Source organism: Rivularia sp. UHCC 0363 (genome assembly GCF_034931125.1).
GTDB lineage: Bacteria > Cyanobacteriota > Cyanobacteriia > Cyanobacteriales > Nostocaceae > Rivularia.
This window is the reverse complement of the sequence record NZ_JAYGHM010000036.1, coordinates 65426-79517: the sequence shown is the minus strand read 5'-3', so window position 1 is coordinate 79517 and position 14092 is coordinate 65426. Positions and strand designations below refer to the sequence as shown.

Genomic DNA, 14092 nt, shown 5'->3' with positions numbered 1-14092 from the left:
AGGTAAAACCTAAAACAAATACATCCGTTATTAAAATCGCAAACTTCCCGCTCGACAATCACGCAACCAAGTTTTAATTCCCTGAGCTACAGCACTATCGCTACTTTCTCTTGGTGGTGTAGGTGGTTGTTGTTTAGGATAACCTCCTGTTTGCGAATACATCATTGCTACTCGCCAACCGCTTTCGGTTTTTGTCAAAAATAACCAGTGAAAGTCTTGTAACTGTACCGCTTTACCTTTGACATACTGACGTTCTAAAGTTGTAAAAAATATTTGTTCAACTCCATTTTTTCCATTTGCTGATTTATCTGCTTCATCAGTCCAACTTCTTAACGGTAACGGTTGAAAATCAGGTTTTCCCGCTACCAACATATAGCTATAAACCTGGACAGATCTATCTAAACGGCGAGCGCGTTGAGTTGCACGATTGAAATAAGCTGGTAAATCCCGCATTAATTTAGTTGTTAATGAAGCTAAATCTTTATTTGAACAGGAATTTTCTTTTGGATTATTAACAACTGATTTTGCTGCTAATGCAGGATAATTAAGTGGATTAGATATAAAAATCCAACAGCTAAATACAAACAATAAATAATAATTTTTCTTTTTAACCATTACAATTACGTTATATAAAATTTCCTCCTAAAACTTAACGTAGAACCTCACCCCTTTCCCCTCCCCTTAGTAAAGAGAGGGGTATAACTCTTCACAAATTTTCTTCCAAGCCAACCCAGGTTCCTCAGCAGCAGTAATCGGTCTGCCAATCACCAAATAATCGGCACCCGCTTGTAAAGCTTCTGCTGGGGTAAAAGTCCGTTTTTGGTCGCCTTTATCTGCCCAGCTTGGACGTATACCAGGACACACAAACAAAAAATCATCTCCACAAACTTCTCGTAATTTTGCTACTTCTTGAGGCGAACAAACCGCTCCATCTAACCCAGATTCCTTAGCCAAAAGCGCCATTTGCAGAGCGTATTCAGGTAATTCCAAAGGAATTTTTAGATCGAAGGCCAATTGTCTTGAAGAAATACTAGTTAACAGAGTAATAGCAATTAACTTCGGCGGTTCCACTCCTGCTTGCGCCGCACCTTCAATTAAACCCTCAGTAGCAGCTTTGAGTGCATCTTTACCAGCCGTCGCGTGAATAGTCAGTAAATCTACGCCATAACGAGCCGCGCTACGGCAAGCACCTTTGACCGTATTTGGAATATCATGAAACTTTAAGTCAAGAAATATCTTTTTTTGACGAGATTTAAGCACTTCAATAATTTTTGGTCCGCAGTTAGTAAACAACTCCAAACCAACCTTAAAAAAAGTAACTTCGGAAAGCTTTTCAACCAGCGCGATCGCACTTGACTCATCCCCTACGTCTAGAGGGACTATGATTTTTTGCATCGGGGAATTGTGGGAGATGTGAGGGGGTAAGAGGGGAAAGAGGAGAAATTTAACTATTAACTCCTAACTCCTAATTATTGACCTTTAACCTTTGACCTTTATCACTCTACTAGTTTGATAAATTTATTTTTCCCAAGTTGCAAAACTTTACCTTGTAATTGGGTTGGATTATTGAAGCTAGTGTCGGTATCGGTAACTTTTTCACCGTCTAAGCGTACACCACCTTCTTGAATTTTTCTTCTACCTTCTCCACTGCTTTTACATAAGCCGCTAACATTAAGAAGATAGAATAGTTTTGCGGGGAATTCAACTTGAGCTAGAGAATATTCTGGGACTTCTCCTGTTTTGCCCCCGGATGTAGCAGCAAGTTCTGCTTCTTTGGCAGCTTGTAAACCGTGATACTGAGTAACAACTTCTGAGGCTAATAATTTTTGGCGATCTCTGGGAGTTTCTGGCAGATTGTCCAAAGATAGTTCTGTAAGTAGTTCAAAGTATTGAGATAGGAGTTCGTCGGGAACTCCCTGTAATTTCTGATATTTTTGGGAGGGATGTTCTTTAACGGCTATATAGTTATTCAGAGACTTAGACATTTTTTGAATGCCGTCGGTACCAACTAAAATTGGTAATAATAGCCCGAATTGAGGCTTGAGACCGAAGTGACGTTGCAAATCTCGTCCTACGGCAATGTTAAACTTTTGGTCAGTCGCTCCTAATTCGACATCAGAAGAAACAGCAACCGAATCGTAACCCTGCATTAATGGATAGAGGAACTCATGGATAAAAATAGGATTCTCTTTTTTATAGCGTTCGGCAAAGCCTTCCTTAGCTAGCATTTGACCCACTGTCATCGTTGAAAGTAACTCCAAAATTTGTCCTAAGTCTAACTTTTCGAGCCATTCGGAGTTATAACGTACTTCTAACCTACCTGGAGTGTCAAAATCCAAAATAGGTCGGACTTGCTCTAAATAACTTTTAGCGTTTTGATTGACTTCTTCTTGTGTTAGTTGACGACGTGTCTCTGATTTACCTGATGGGTCGCCAATTCTAGCGGTAAAATCACCAATAATCAGTACTGCTGTATGACCTGCATCTTGGAAAGCTCTCAGTTTCCGCATTGGTATACTATGACCAAGGTGAACATCCGCACCTGTCGGATCGATGCCAAATTTAATTCTTAAAGGTCTGTCTGTTGTTTCCAACAGCTTTTCCAAACTTGCGGATTCTTTATGGTTATCATCTCCCTGGGGGAAAATTTCTACAGTACCCCGATGTAGCCAATCAAATTGCTCCATACTAGTTTTGTTGCTTATAGTGTTGACTTAGTGGCGATCGCTCTTAAATAATCTTATGGCTTATCTAACAAACTAATATAATTACAAAAAAACATCTGCCTTGACCTGCCTTTATTAATTAGACATATTATTTACATACAAGTGAGGAAGTGAGATAGCCGTGTCATCTAGGACTTTTGAAAAAAAGCAGCCCAAGGCTCCGGTTTCGTCAGGCTTTGAGTTTATCAAAGGAGTCGGTCAGGTAGCTGGAGGAACTCTGCTAGCTGCCACTATGTTGACAAGCTCCATTGTAGCGGGAGGATTAGTCGGCTTAGCAATTAGTTTCCGTAATTTACCAGATGTCAGACAGCTACGTAACTTCTTTCCTTCTGAAACAACTTACATTTACGACATCAAAGGTAAATTACTTACAAGTTTACACGGAGAAGCTAACCGCGAAGTTGTAACTGCTGATAAAATATCTCCCGAGTTAAAGCGAGCCGTATTAGCAAGTGAAGATAGCGACTTTTATTTCCACCACGGTATAAACCCTAAAGGTATAGGACGTGCTATCGTCACTAACTATACATCTGGTGGAGTTAGCCAAGGTGCTTCGACTATCACCATGCAGTTGGTGAAAAACCTGTTTCTTAACCAACGACGTGAATATACTCGTAAGTTGGCTGAAGGTGTATTAGCAATTCGTTTAGAACAAATTCTTTCTAAAAACGATATTTTGGAAATGTACCTCAATCAAGTTTATTGGGGTCATAACAATTACGGCGTTCAAACTGCTGCACGCAGCTACTTTAACAAGTCGGCTGGCGAATTAGATTTGGCTGAATCGGCAATGATGGCTGGATTAATCCAAGCACCAGAGCAATACAGCCCATTTATCAGCTTGAAAAAAGCAAAATTCCAGCAAAAAGTCGTATTAGGACGAATGCTAGCTTTAGGCTGGATTGACCAAAAAGAACATGACGACGCGCTTAAAGAAGAAGTCAAGCTAGGTAAAATCAAGTCGTTTCAACGTAGTTCTTTACCTTACATCACAAATGAAGTGTCGCGAGAATTGGCCAAAAAATTTGGTCGCGATGCGCTGCTTAAAGGCGGTATGCGGGTACAAACTACCGTCGATCTTAACTTCCAGCAAATGGCAGAAGATGTTGTCAAGAAATGGCATTCTCGGCTGTTGAGTCGCGGTGTATATAAAAACCAAATTGCTTTGGTAGCTGTAGACCCGCGCACTCATTTTGTTAAAGCCTTGGTTGGTGGTGTAGATTCTAAAACAAGTGAATTCAACCGTGCTACCCAAGCTCAAAGACAGCCCGGTTCTGCTTTTAAACCCTTTGTTTACTACACTGCATTTGCCACTGGTAAGTATACACCCGATACAATCGTGTACGATACTCCAGTCAGCTATCGAGACGGTAGCGGCTGGTATAATCCGCGTAACTATGACAACAGTTTTGGCGGTGCAATGTCAATTCGCCACGCCCTGAAGCTATCTCGAAATATTCCGGTAATTAAGGTTGGTAAAGCTATCGGGATGAATAAGGTAGTCGAAACTAGCCGAACTTTGGGTATTATGAGTCCAATGGAACCTGTAACTTCTCTACCTCTAGGTGCGATTGGAGTAACACCGTTGGAAATGGCTTCTGCCTATGCGACTTTTGCTAATTATGGCTGGCAGTCGCCAACAACAGTTATTGCTCGCGTTACTGATAGTAGTGGTAATGTTTTATTAGATAATACACCCAAACCTAAACTAGTATTAGATTCCTGGGCAGCAGCTTCCACAATCAATATTCTTCAAACTGTAGTTTCTGAAGGTACTGGTAAAAATGCTGCTCTGGGTCGTCCTACAGCAGGTAAAACGGGAACTACATCTTCAGAAAAAGATATCTGGTTTGTAGGTACGGTACCGCAATTAACTACCGCCGTTTGGATTGGGAGAGACGACAACAGACAATTATCTAGCGGTGTTACAGGTGGTGGTGATGTTGCACCGATTTGGCGCGATTTCATGGTGCGGGCGCTGCAAGGCGTACCAGTACAGAGTTTTACGCCACCTTCAAAATTTAAACGTCCCAGGGCAAAATAATTTTTTGCATAAGACGACACTTAAGAGTGAGATAACGTTAAGCGGTTTCCACGCCAGTTCCTAAAGTGCGCTTGTTCCCGCGCAACGGACTGGCTTTCTATTCGCGACTACTGCTTAATTTGACTAGGGGTTTCTTTCTAAATCGGCTTTCATTCGCTCTAAGGTAAGATTCATTTGGTCAAACATTTGTTGAGGAGTGACTCCAAATTGATTTAATTGAGTTTTCAATTGCTCAATTGTCATTTGTGCCATAAAATCTTCAGATAACTCGAAGCGCTTCATAAATACCCGGTAGCGCTCCATCATCGCTTCCATCTGACTGATAAAAAGTTTTTTGCCTTCACGATCAAATTTACCGTAACTATTACCAAGTTGAATTAGGGCTTGATAATCTTCAAACAGCTTTTTCGCTTCTTGCTGAACTATGTCGGAGTCGAAAAATCCCATGTTACCTGTATTTAAATGAGTATTGATTAATATATTGTTACTTTTCTTATCTTAATCTACACAACTAATAAGCGGGAACAAGCTTAAGTGAGATATCAAGTTATCTACTTAGATTCTTTACAAGTCAGTTAAGAATGTTTAAATTCCTTTATACTGAACCAATATCAGCTATGAAAAAATGATTTTTCTGCATAACCCTATTTTATCGTGAAAAATAAACGTCTCTTGAATACGAAACAGTAATATGTACTTTTAATATTAATTTAATAATAAGACTCCATAGTGTTTTCTGTAACTGTTTTTACATGATATGGCAGAATAATTGCCGAGATTCTAGCTAGGCAAAAATTTAATTTATTAGTCATCGATCTTTTGATTAAACTTGGATAAATAATTAAGTACTGACGCAAAATTATTTATATAATTACTTAATTACTCGTGAGTTATATAAATCTTCCTTATTCCCTATTCCTTCCCCAGACGAAATCTTTAATTTATTTTGCATAAGTACTTATTTAGAATCATTTTGAGAAACTGAACGAAATTTAAAATGCTGAATTAAACCAAATATTTTGTTAATATAACTTTCTTGGTTTGTTACATTTTCCGTATTTGTTTAAGTAAGCAAGAACCGGCTGTGTAATTTAATTTGGTAATGATAGATAATTTAAGAATATGTTTGCCAAAAATAAAAGCCGAAGCATCGCTGCAATTTTAGCTTTATCTGGTGCGGTCACAATATCCGGCTTACATAAATTTTATTTAGGACAGCCGTTATGGGGATTGCTTTATGTTTTACTTTCTTGGACACCAATACCAAAAGTGGCTTGTGCGATCGAAGCTGTTTGGTACTTAGCACAAGACGAAGAAACTTTTGATCGTAATTTCAATTCCGGCAAATCAACAAAATCTATTTCTACGAATAAAGCTTCTTCTATGGCAGCGCTAGCAGAAGCTTTGCGGGAATTGGATGCTTTACGTCAGGATGGATTAATTTCCGAGTATGAATTTGAACAAAAACGCCGTCAACTTTTGGACAGTGAACAGTGAACATTTAGGAGTTAGGAGTTAGGAGTAAAGAATTTTAATTTTCCCTTGTCCCCTTGTCCCACCATCTCCCCATCTCCCATCCCTCAATCTTCCCTTTCTTCCCATGAACCCCAACTGGCTACCGCGACTTAATCCCAGGCTGCAAAAACTGCGTCAAAAACTACTTAATGACCCATATTATCGATTAAAATCGGGGGAAGAAATTGCGATCGCAGTTCAGCTTGGGATTCGGATTGACGCGAATCAAGCTACTATTGATGATTGGTTGCGCTTACCAGGGTTGTCTATACATCAAGCACGAACTCTTGTAGAACTTGCACAAACAGGTCTTAAATTTTACTGCGTAGAAGATATTGCAGCGGCTTTGGCTTTACCAGCACAGCGGTTAAAACCTTTAGAAGTCATTTTAATTTTTGGTTATTATGACGACCAATCTTTAGATACTGTTACCTGTGTGGTAAATCCAAATAGCGCCACAGTTGACGATTTATTGAAAGTACCTTTTATTGATTCTTCCTTAGCACAAGCAGTAATAGATAATCGTAGCTCGTCGGGTCCCTATCGCAATATAGTTGATTTTCAGAAACGGTTGAATTTATCTGGTGAAACACTCGCTCAGTTAATGTATTTTTTACGGTTTTAGATAAATTAAGTACAGGCTCATATGATTTAGGTGGTTGAGAGCTTATTTAACAACGACTAAGATCGGTAATTAGCGAGCAAGATGCTCGCACTCCTAACTCCTAACTCCTAACTTTCATATAAACCCAATGCGATCGGGAGGCCAAAAACGAAACGTTGCCTTACCAATCATATATTTTTGCGGTAAAAAGCCCCAATAGCGCGAGTCGTTACTATCATTACGATTGTCTCCCATCATAAAATATTGATTCGGAGGAACTTGTATTAGCGGAAAAGGTTGTGAAGGTGGTTCCTTTATATAGTCTTCCTGCAAACTTTTACCATTAAGATAAACCTTGCCACTATCAATTTGCAGCCTGTCTCCAGGACTACCAATCAAGCGCTTAATAAAAGCTTGGTCTGCGGGATATCCGCGACGCTGTAATTCCGGGGGTGGTTGAAAAACTACGATATCGCCAAATTTAGGGGGATTAAACCTGTATGAAATTTTTTCAACTACGAGTCTATCACCTGTATGTAAAGTCGGTAGCATCGAATCTGAGGGGATGTAGCGGGGTTCGGCGATAAAAGTCCGAATGAAGAATGCTAATACCAAAGCAATGGTAATTAGAATCAGATTTTCTCGCAAGCTACGCCATGCTTTTGATGACGAAACCTTTTTTTCATCAGTTTCCTGAGAATTCATGTAAATTTTTAGCTCGGATTACAACAATTTGGCAAATAATATAAAGCTTGATGGGTATTGATATTTGGCACATGAATCGTTATTTAGCGAACAAATGCCTTACATTGAACCAGCAATGTAGAATTTTTGATTAGATAAATATTGATAAATTTTACATCATATTTGATCGTTGCAATTATAAACCAATAGAATCACTCAAAAATTTCTCAAGCTGATGTTGAAAGGGTGATTCCCATAGTACTTAGACGAGCCAAACCGTATTTTCGGGAATTACAGAGAAGTTTTAGCGCTGAGGAACTAAATTTACTTTATCGATTAGTTCGAGGAGAACAACCTCAATTAGAAAATAAGGTAGATAAAACTATAATAGTGCGATCGCTAATTCGTAAAGAGATTTTAGAAAAACAAATGGTTTGCGTGAATGATTCGGAAACAACTCATATTAGCTTTCAAGTACCTCTCGTACAGAAGTACATTGAAAAGTTAGCAGAAGAAGAAATGTAATGTCTTAAGTAGACATTAAAAAAATTCTCAAAACCCTCTTTTCTACTGCCTATTGCCTACTCCCTACTCCCTAATCTCAAGGATATTTTTTCACTCATCTACTTATCTCAATTCGCATCCTTCACCATCCATCTACTATTCTGAGCATCCCATACCAAAAAGAATCGCACGGAACTAAGAACAATTCGACCATTTTTCATGGAATAGTTCAACGAAGCATCTACTATCGCTGTATCTTGATTTGCTTCTAAGACGCTTACTTGTTGGATATCTACGCTTTCAACTTTTCCTTTCCACCAACTTAAATAAGAAAAATAACCGTTGGGATGAAAACGCTTGTTATCTTTATATTCGGGAGATAGCTGATTCCAAGCTGTTTTATACTGACCTTGATTAATTATTGAGTAATAATTCTCTACTGCTTGCGCTGGTGATGACCGTTGAATTGGTGATGTGAATTCAATCGGAGGAGATAAGGGAGTTTCTCGGAGAATCGGAGGATCGGGATTAGGATTCGCGATTTGAGGAGGTTGTGCTGTTATGGGTGGTTCTATTTTTAAAGTTTCATTGGGTTCTATAGCCGGTGGTACGGTTAAAGTTGGCTTTACTGTGGGAGTTACGGTAGGTGTGGGTATATTTTTTTGCTGGTTTATATTTAAATTTTCTGGAGTTTTTTGAGGTGAAGCGCTTGGTTGTGGTTGTTGGGTTACTTGAGGCTGCTTGTATAAAGTAAAACCAATAAGTATTGATGCACCGATCAAGCTACCCGCAATTAAACTACCAAAAAGAATTCCTTTTCCGCTTCCTTGACGACCATATGCAATTGAAGAGGGTGGTGCAATGGAAATTGTACTTAAATAAGTTTGGGGTGGCAAGGTGATTCCGGGAGGGACAGTATCCCTAGTAATATGAGAAACCCCCGAAGGTACGCTTAAAACACCAGTTTGTAAGGCTTGCAGCATAACACTGGCACTCTTGAATCTTTCCCTGGCATCAAACCCAATTGCCCGATCTAAAATATTTGCAAAATCATTTTTAACGTTGGGCGCATATTGCCGCCACAATATTTTACCAGTCGCGGGTTCTGTCGCTAACTCTTGCGGCATTTTACCTGTCAGCAAATAAATTGCAGTTAACCCCAAACTATATATATCGCTGACAAACATCGGTCTTCCAATAGATTGTTCGGTTGACATAAATCCCGGTGTACCAATCACAATAGATTTTGTGGCATTCCCTGAAGTAGTCATCATCGTCGATAAAGTTTCTTTAACCGCGCCAAAATCTATAAGTACGGGCTTATTCTCAACATCAATTAAAATATTTTCTGGCTTGATGTCTCGATGAACAATACCTTTAGAGTGGACATATTCAAGAACTGGTAAGATACCGATCAAAATTCCTTTGACAGAGTTTTCATCCATCAAACCAAGCTCTTGCAAAATTTGCGTTAAAGTCTTTCCTTCAACATATTCCTGTACTAAGTAAAATTGCCCATGCTCGCTGAAATAAGCATACAATCGCGGAATCTGAGAGCTACCATCACCGAGTTCTTCTAAAATCGCTGCTTCGCGTGCAAACCGCTGCTGTACCAACTCGTAAATTTGGGGATTATTTTGAATTGGTCGCAGTTGTTTAATTACACAAAGACGGCAAGAAGGGATTTGGCTATCCTCTGCCAGGAAAGTTTTACCAAATCCGCCGCTTCCTAAAGTCCGAATAATCCGATAGCGGTTATTAAGCAGCATTTGTATAAATTAAGCGCTAGTAAGTCAAAAGGAACACAGTCATATATTTTACTCGCTTTATTGTATAAGCAACGAGTCAAGTTAGGATTTATGACGCGAATGGAGATGGGGAGACAATTAGCAATTTCTCCCTTCGGGAGACGCTTCGCGAACGCAATTACCAATTCGCAATTCGCAATTAATAACTCCTAACTCCTAACTCTTAACTCTTTTTGTATAAATTACCTTTCTTCTTATGTGGCTCTACTGCTAATATTCTCGTGTGAAAAATCACAATTTATTTTTTTGTAGCCAATATTTATCTATTTATAATTCAGATCAAAAATGACTCAAACAGGGAATGCGACAGTTCTTGATAATCCTTATTTAGAGTTAAATAATGGAGAGCAAATTTTACGGCTACCATTAATCAAACCGCAACATAGAATTGGACGTGATGCGAGTTTTGCTGATTTGTTGGTTCCGCGAGATTGGCAGGTTGTAGGACGAATTCAAGCGGTTTTATGTCAAGAAGAGGAAGACTATCGGATCTATGATGGTGATGGAAATAAATCCAGTACTAACGGACTTTATCGCGATCGCACTCGCATCACTTCAGATAGTGGTTTTCTACTTACCAGTGACAACTCTCACCGCTAACTGCAAGCAGTGTAGCGAGAGCATCTCAAATTTACAAATGAGACTTGCTGCTTCATAGGCTGACTACTGTCTAAGCCTCCACAGCCAGGGGTCGGTAGTCCAACCGACCCACGCTTCAAAATATTCAACGCGCTATTCCAATCTCGGTCAATAACTAACCCGCAGGAACAACTATGAACACGAATTGCGAGGGTTTTCTCAACCCTTTCACCACAACTCGAACAATTAATACTAGTACCTTTAGGGTCAACTCCAAGTGTCAGCTTGCCGCGTTTTACCGCTACTACTTGCATAATTTGGAGGAACGCACCCCACGCGACATCAAGTATTGACTTAGCCAGTCGTGTTCTAGCCAATCCTCTAATGTTCAAATTTTCAAAAACAATTAAGTCATAGGAGTTAACCAACCAATGAGAAACATGATAATGAAACTCTTTTCTTTGCCTCGCAACGTGCAAATGAGTCCTTGCAACCGAGTTCGCTTGTTTCTGGAAATTCTTAGATTCTTTGACTTTACGAGCAAGTCGCCGTTGTTGACGAGCTAGCTTTGATTGTGCCTTGCGATAATACTGCGGCACTTCAATGCTTTCTCCATTAGCGGTAGTTAAAAACTTCTCTAAACCTACGTCTATACCAGTAGCAGTTGTGATTTTATTAATAGATAAAGCATCGGGGATGGTTTTATCTTCTAAAGAAAAACTACAATACCATCCATCAGCCTTGGCAAGAATCGTCGCCTGCTTAATCTCAAAACCGTCTGGGATTGGGCGATGCAGAATAACCTCAATCTCACCAATCTTGGATAGCTTGAGAATATTACCTATTAAATGTGCGCCAGCTTTAGGGGAATTAACACGCGGGAAGGTGAATGAAGAAATATCCCCACGCTTTTTAAAACGTGGCTTCCCTCCTCTTTTCCCTTTCTTGTCAGGTATTAGCCAGCGCTTCCACGCTTTGTCCAACCGCATTAAATTTTGTTGTTGGCAGTCGGCATAAATGTTTTTGTAGTCGGGGAATAACTCTTTAGTTTGCTTGAGGTTGCGTGCTTGTGTATAGTAATCTGGCTTCGACGGTATTTCGCCAATTGGTTCAGAAACTAAGCTACATCGGTCAATCTGCGACCTTGTACGTCTCAACCAGTCCAATCTCTCACCTAGCGCGTAGTTCCAATGACGACGCAGCATTTCTCCCCAAGTCTCAAGAATGACAACTTGTTCGGGAGCGGGGTTGAGTTTGAACTGATAAGTTAGTAGCATATAATTATTGTACAGCATTGTTCCGTACTTTTGTATGACTACTCGTATAGATATCAGGCTCCCGAAGCAAGAGTTGGAAGTATTAAAAATCTACTGTCAACAAGAAGATAGAACCCAAACAGAGGTAATCCGTGAATTTATCCGTAGTCTTAGAAAGAAGATCAAAAACCAATGAATTGGCAGTTGTCGGGGTTCGATGCCCCGACAACTGCCCTCCTATCCCCCTCACCGCCAAGCTTTGCTGTGGTGGGAGTACCACGGAGGTTTAGATGGAGTCGAAATTCACATTGGACAAAACCCTGAAAATCAAGTTTCGTTGACATACAAAAATCCCAAGCAACCCGTTGTAGTTCCTGAAGTAAAGCTGCATTCAATTTCTTTGAAAAATGGTTCTGCGTTATTAGGACGGGATGACAGCGCAACTTTAACAATGGATGCTCCCACAGTATCCCGTCGTCATGCGACAATCGAGCGAGATGCCCAAGGACGCTACGTTATCCGGGATTTTAGTACTAATGGGGTTTTTGTTGACGGAGAAAGAATTAGTGGAAGCAAAGTTTTAACTGAAGGCTCAACAATTCGCATCGGACCTTATACTTTACTGCTACGGGGTTCGGATTTACAAATACTTGATCGCGGTAATCAAATTCGCTTGGATGCCTGCAATTTGGTACTTGTAAGCAATGGTAAGCGTCGTTTGGATGATATTTCCTGTGCAATTGAACCGGGACAGCTTGTAGCTTTGGTCGGGGGTAGCGGTGCGGGTAAATCTACTTTAATGCGATCGCTATTAGGAACCGAAAAACTGACTGAGGGTGTAGTGTATTTGAATGGGGAAGATTTACTCAACAATTTTAATATCTACCGCGCTCAAATCGGTTATGTACCGCAAGATGATATTATTCATTCCCAATTAACCGTTGCTCAAGTACTTACCTACGCTGCGAAATTACGACTACCAGCGGATATTGATGTAGAAAAAGTGGTAGAAAAAACTCTATCAGATGTGGAAATGTCCCACCGTCGTCATGGTTTGATCGGTGAACTCAGTGGGGGACAACGGAAACGCATCAGTATTGGAGTAGAATTACTTGCAGATCCGAAATTATTTTTCTTAGATGAACCAACTTCCGGATTAGATCCAGGTTTGGATAAGAAGATGATGCAGCTGTTGCGAAAGTTGGCAAATCAAGGACGGACGGTAATTTTAGTCACTCACGCTACGGCAAATATTAAATTGTGCGATAGGGTTGTATTTCTCGGACAAGGAGGACGTTTGTGTTATTTTGGTCCTTCTGATCGATGTTTGCAATTTTTTGGAGTAACCGAATTTGCGGATATTTACAACCAGTTAGAAAAACCAGAAACCGTCGTTGAGGAAGCAGAAAGATTTCATCGCTCTGACGATTATCGTCGTTACGTAGCCAATCATCTCAGTCCGGGGAATCAAAAGTCAAAACCTAAAAAAGCAAACAATCGCAACTCCGGCGTTTCTTTTACCAAACAGTTAAGTATTCTTACACAAAGATATTTTCAGATTCAAAAGCGCGATCGCGTTAACCTAATTTTGGCGCTGTTGACCGCACCAATAGGAATTGCTTTAATTACGGTAGCCCTTGGAGATAAAAATCCTTTAGTTTTATCACAACAACCAGATGTTAATTTAGCACCTCTAGCATTACGGGTATTATTTGTATTTACCTGTGCGGCTTTGTGGGTAGGGCTTTCCAGTTCGTTACAAGAAATTGTCAAGGAAACTGCTATTTATCTGCGAGAAAGATTAGTAAATTTGGGTTTATTTGCTTATCTCGGTTCTAAATTAGTTATTCTTGCCGGTTTAGCTTTATTACAAACTGTATTAATATCTTTAGTAATTCTGGTATTATTCAAATCACCACAACCTGAATTTATTTCTTGGATACTAGGATTATCGACCGCAACTTTTCTGACGCTTTTCACTAGCATGAGTTTGGGTTTATTAGTTTCAGCAGTTGTCAAAAATAGTTCTCAAGCTAATAGCGCTTTACCTTTACTGTTGATACCTCAAATTATTTTTTCCGGGGTTTTATTTAAAATAGAAGGAATTGGGAAAATAATTTCTTGGTTAATGTTGAGTCGTTGGTCAGTAGGAGCTTATGGTGCTTTAGTTAATATTAATGCAATGGTTCCCGCAGCTATTAAATTACCCGATGGTACTACTGCTGCTCAACCTTTTGAACCAACACCAGTATATGATGCAACTTGGGAAAATTTACTTTTGAACTGGGGTGTATTAGGTTTGCACGCATTAGTATATTTAACTGTTACCTTTTGGTTGCAAAAGCGTAAAGACATCTTTTGATTTTAGATTT

General features: G+C 39.7%; 13 protein-coding genes. 6 read left to right on the top strand and 7 right to left on the bottom strand.

Annotation, left to right across the window (positions count from 1 at the left end; all coding sequences use genetic code 11):
• Positions 1-30: 30 nt before the first annotated feature.
• The 3 genes from VB797_RS20275 to tyrS form a co-directional block, all read right to left on the bottom strand.
• Complete coding sequence (locus tag VB797_RS20275; RefSeq protein ID WP_323239543.1) at positions 31-615, bottom strand: hypothetical protein; 585 nt, start codon at positions 613-615, stop codon at positions 31-33.
• Between the two features lie 66 nt (positions 616-681).
• Entirely contained in the window at positions 682-1395 is a 714-nt protein-coding gene (gene pyrF, locus VB797_RS20270) for an orotidine-5'-phosphate decarboxylase (protein WP_323239542.1), read from the bottom strand.
• Positions 1396-1496: 101 nt separating this feature from the next.
• Positions 1497-2687 carry a tyrosine--tRNA ligase gene (tyrS, locus tag VB797_RS20265; protein WP_323239541.1) on the bottom strand — a complete coding sequence of 397 codons (1191 nt, stop codon included), beginning with the start codon at positions 2685-2687 and terminating at the stop codon, positions 1497-1499.
• A gap of 160 nt (positions 2688-2847) precedes the next feature.
• On the opposite strand from tyrS, the gene VB797_RS20260 reads away from it, so the two are divergent.
• Positions 2848-4770, top strand: a complete 1923-nt coding sequence (locus tag VB797_RS20260) for a transglycosylase domain-containing protein (RefSeq protein ID WP_323239540.1) — start codon at positions 2848-2850, stop codon at positions 4768-4770.
• Positions 4771-4893: 123 nt separating this feature from the next.
• Here VB797_RS20260 and VB797_RS20255 read toward each other — a convergent pair whose 3' ends face one another.
• Positions 4894-5217, bottom strand: a complete 324-nt coding sequence (locus VB797_RS20255) for a DUF1825 family protein (protein WP_323239539.1) — start codon at positions 5215-5217, stop codon at positions 4894-4896.
• Between the two features lie 675 nt (positions 5218-5892).
• Here VB797_RS20255 and VB797_RS20250 point away from each other — a divergent pair.
• Entirely contained in the window at positions 5893-6267 is a 375-nt protein-coding gene (locus VB797_RS20250; protein WP_323239538.1) for an SHOCT domain-containing protein, read from the top strand.
• A gap of 103 nt (positions 6268-6370) precedes the next feature.
• Positions 6371-6910: a ComEA family DNA-binding protein gene (locus tag VB797_RS20245; RefSeq protein ID WP_323239537.1), complete on the top strand. Its 540-nt coding sequence runs from the start codon at positions 6371-6373 to the stop codon at positions 6908-6910.
• Between the two features lie 114 nt (positions 6911-7024).
• Here VB797_RS20245 and lepB read toward each other — a convergent pair whose 3' ends face one another.
• Positions 7025-7594: a signal peptidase I gene (gene lepB, locus VB797_RS20240; protein ID WP_323239536.1), complete on the bottom strand. Its 570-nt coding sequence runs from the start codon at positions 7592-7594 to the stop codon at positions 7025-7027.
• Positions 7595-7819: 225 nt separating this feature from the next.
• Here lepB and VB797_RS20235 point away from each other — a divergent pair, with 225 nt between their 5' ends.
• Complete coding sequence (locus VB797_RS20235; RefSeq protein ID WP_323239535.1) at positions 7820-8098, top strand: hypothetical protein; 279 nt, start codon at positions 7820-7822, stop codon at positions 8096-8098.
• A gap of 107 nt (positions 8099-8205) precedes the next feature.
• Here the strand turns inward: VB797_RS20235 and VB797_RS20230 are convergent, their stop codons facing one another.
• A complete protein-coding gene (locus VB797_RS20230; RefSeq protein ID WP_323239534.1) occupies positions 8206-9846 on the bottom strand; it encodes a protein kinase domain-containing protein in 1641 nt (546 codons plus the stop codon).
• A 324-nt stretch (positions 9847-10170) separates the two neighbouring features.
• Between VB797_RS20230 and VB797_RS20225 the strand changes: the two genes are divergently transcribed.
• Positions 10171-10485, top strand: coding sequence for an FHA domain-containing protein (locus VB797_RS20225; RefSeq protein WP_323239533.1), 315 nt, complete (start codon positions 10171-10173; stop codon positions 10483-10485).
• Here VB797_RS20225 and VB797_RS20220 read toward each other — a convergent pair.
• On the bottom strand, positions 10482-11741 hold the full coding sequence (locus tag VB797_RS20220; RefSeq protein ID WP_323239532.1) for a transposase: 1260 nt from the start codon (positions 11739-11741) through the stop codon (positions 10482-10484). The two genes, VB797_RS20225 and VB797_RS20220, sit on opposite strands and share 4 nt — an antisense overlap.
• Positions 11742-11937: 196 nt before the next feature.
• Between VB797_RS20220 and VB797_RS20215 the strand changes: the two genes are divergently transcribed.
• A complete protein-coding gene (locus tag VB797_RS20215; RefSeq protein ID WP_323239531.1) occupies positions 11938-14082 on the top strand; it encodes an ATP-binding cassette domain-containing protein in 2145 nt (714 codons plus the stop codon).
• Positions 14083-14092: the final 10 nt, after the last annotated feature.

Bases quoted from the DNA above. Each gene is read 5' to 3' on its own strand.
- VB797_RS20275 (WP_323239543.1), bottom strand. From the start codon at position 615: ATGGTTAAAAAGAAAAATTATTATTTATTGTTTGTATTTAGCTGTTGG.
- pyrF (WP_323239542.1), bottom strand. From the start codon at position 1,395: ATGCAAAAAATCATAGTCCCTCTAGACGTAGGGGATGAGTCAAGTGCG.
- tyrS (WP_323239541.1), bottom strand. From the start codon at position 2,687: ATGGAGCAATTTGATTGGCTACATCGGGGTACTGTAGAAATTTTCCCC.
- VB797_RS20255 (WP_323239539.1), bottom strand. From the start codon at position 5,217: ATGGGATTTTTCGACTCCGACATAGTTCAGCAAGAAGCGAAAAAGCTG.
- VB797_RS20250 (WP_323239538.1), top strand. From the start codon at position 5,893: ATGTTTGCCAAAAATAAAAGCCGAAGCATCGCTGCAATTTTAGCTTTA.
- VB797_RS20245 (WP_323239537.1), top strand. From the start codon at position 6,371: ATGAACCCCAACTGGCTACCGCGACTTAATCCCAGGCTGCAAAAACTG.
- lepB (WP_323239536.1), bottom strand. From the start codon at position 7,594: ATGAATTCTCAGGAAACTGATGAAAAAAAGGTTTCGTCATCAAAAGCA.
- VB797_RS20230 (WP_323239534.1), bottom strand. From the start codon at position 9,846: ATGCTGCTTAATAACCGCTATCGGATTATTCGGACTTTAGGAAGCGGC.
- VB797_RS20225 (WP_323239533.1), top strand. From the start codon at position 10,171: ATGACTCAAACAGGGAATGCGACAGTTCTTGATAATCCTTATTTAGAG.
- VB797_RS20220 (WP_323239532.1), bottom strand. From the start codon at position 11,741: ATGCTACTAACTTATCAGTTCAAACTCAACCCCGCTCCCGAACAAGTT.
- VB797_RS20215 (WP_323239531.1), top strand. From the start codon at position 11,938: ATGCCCCGACAACTGCCCTCCTATCCCCCTCACCGCCAAGCTTTGCTG.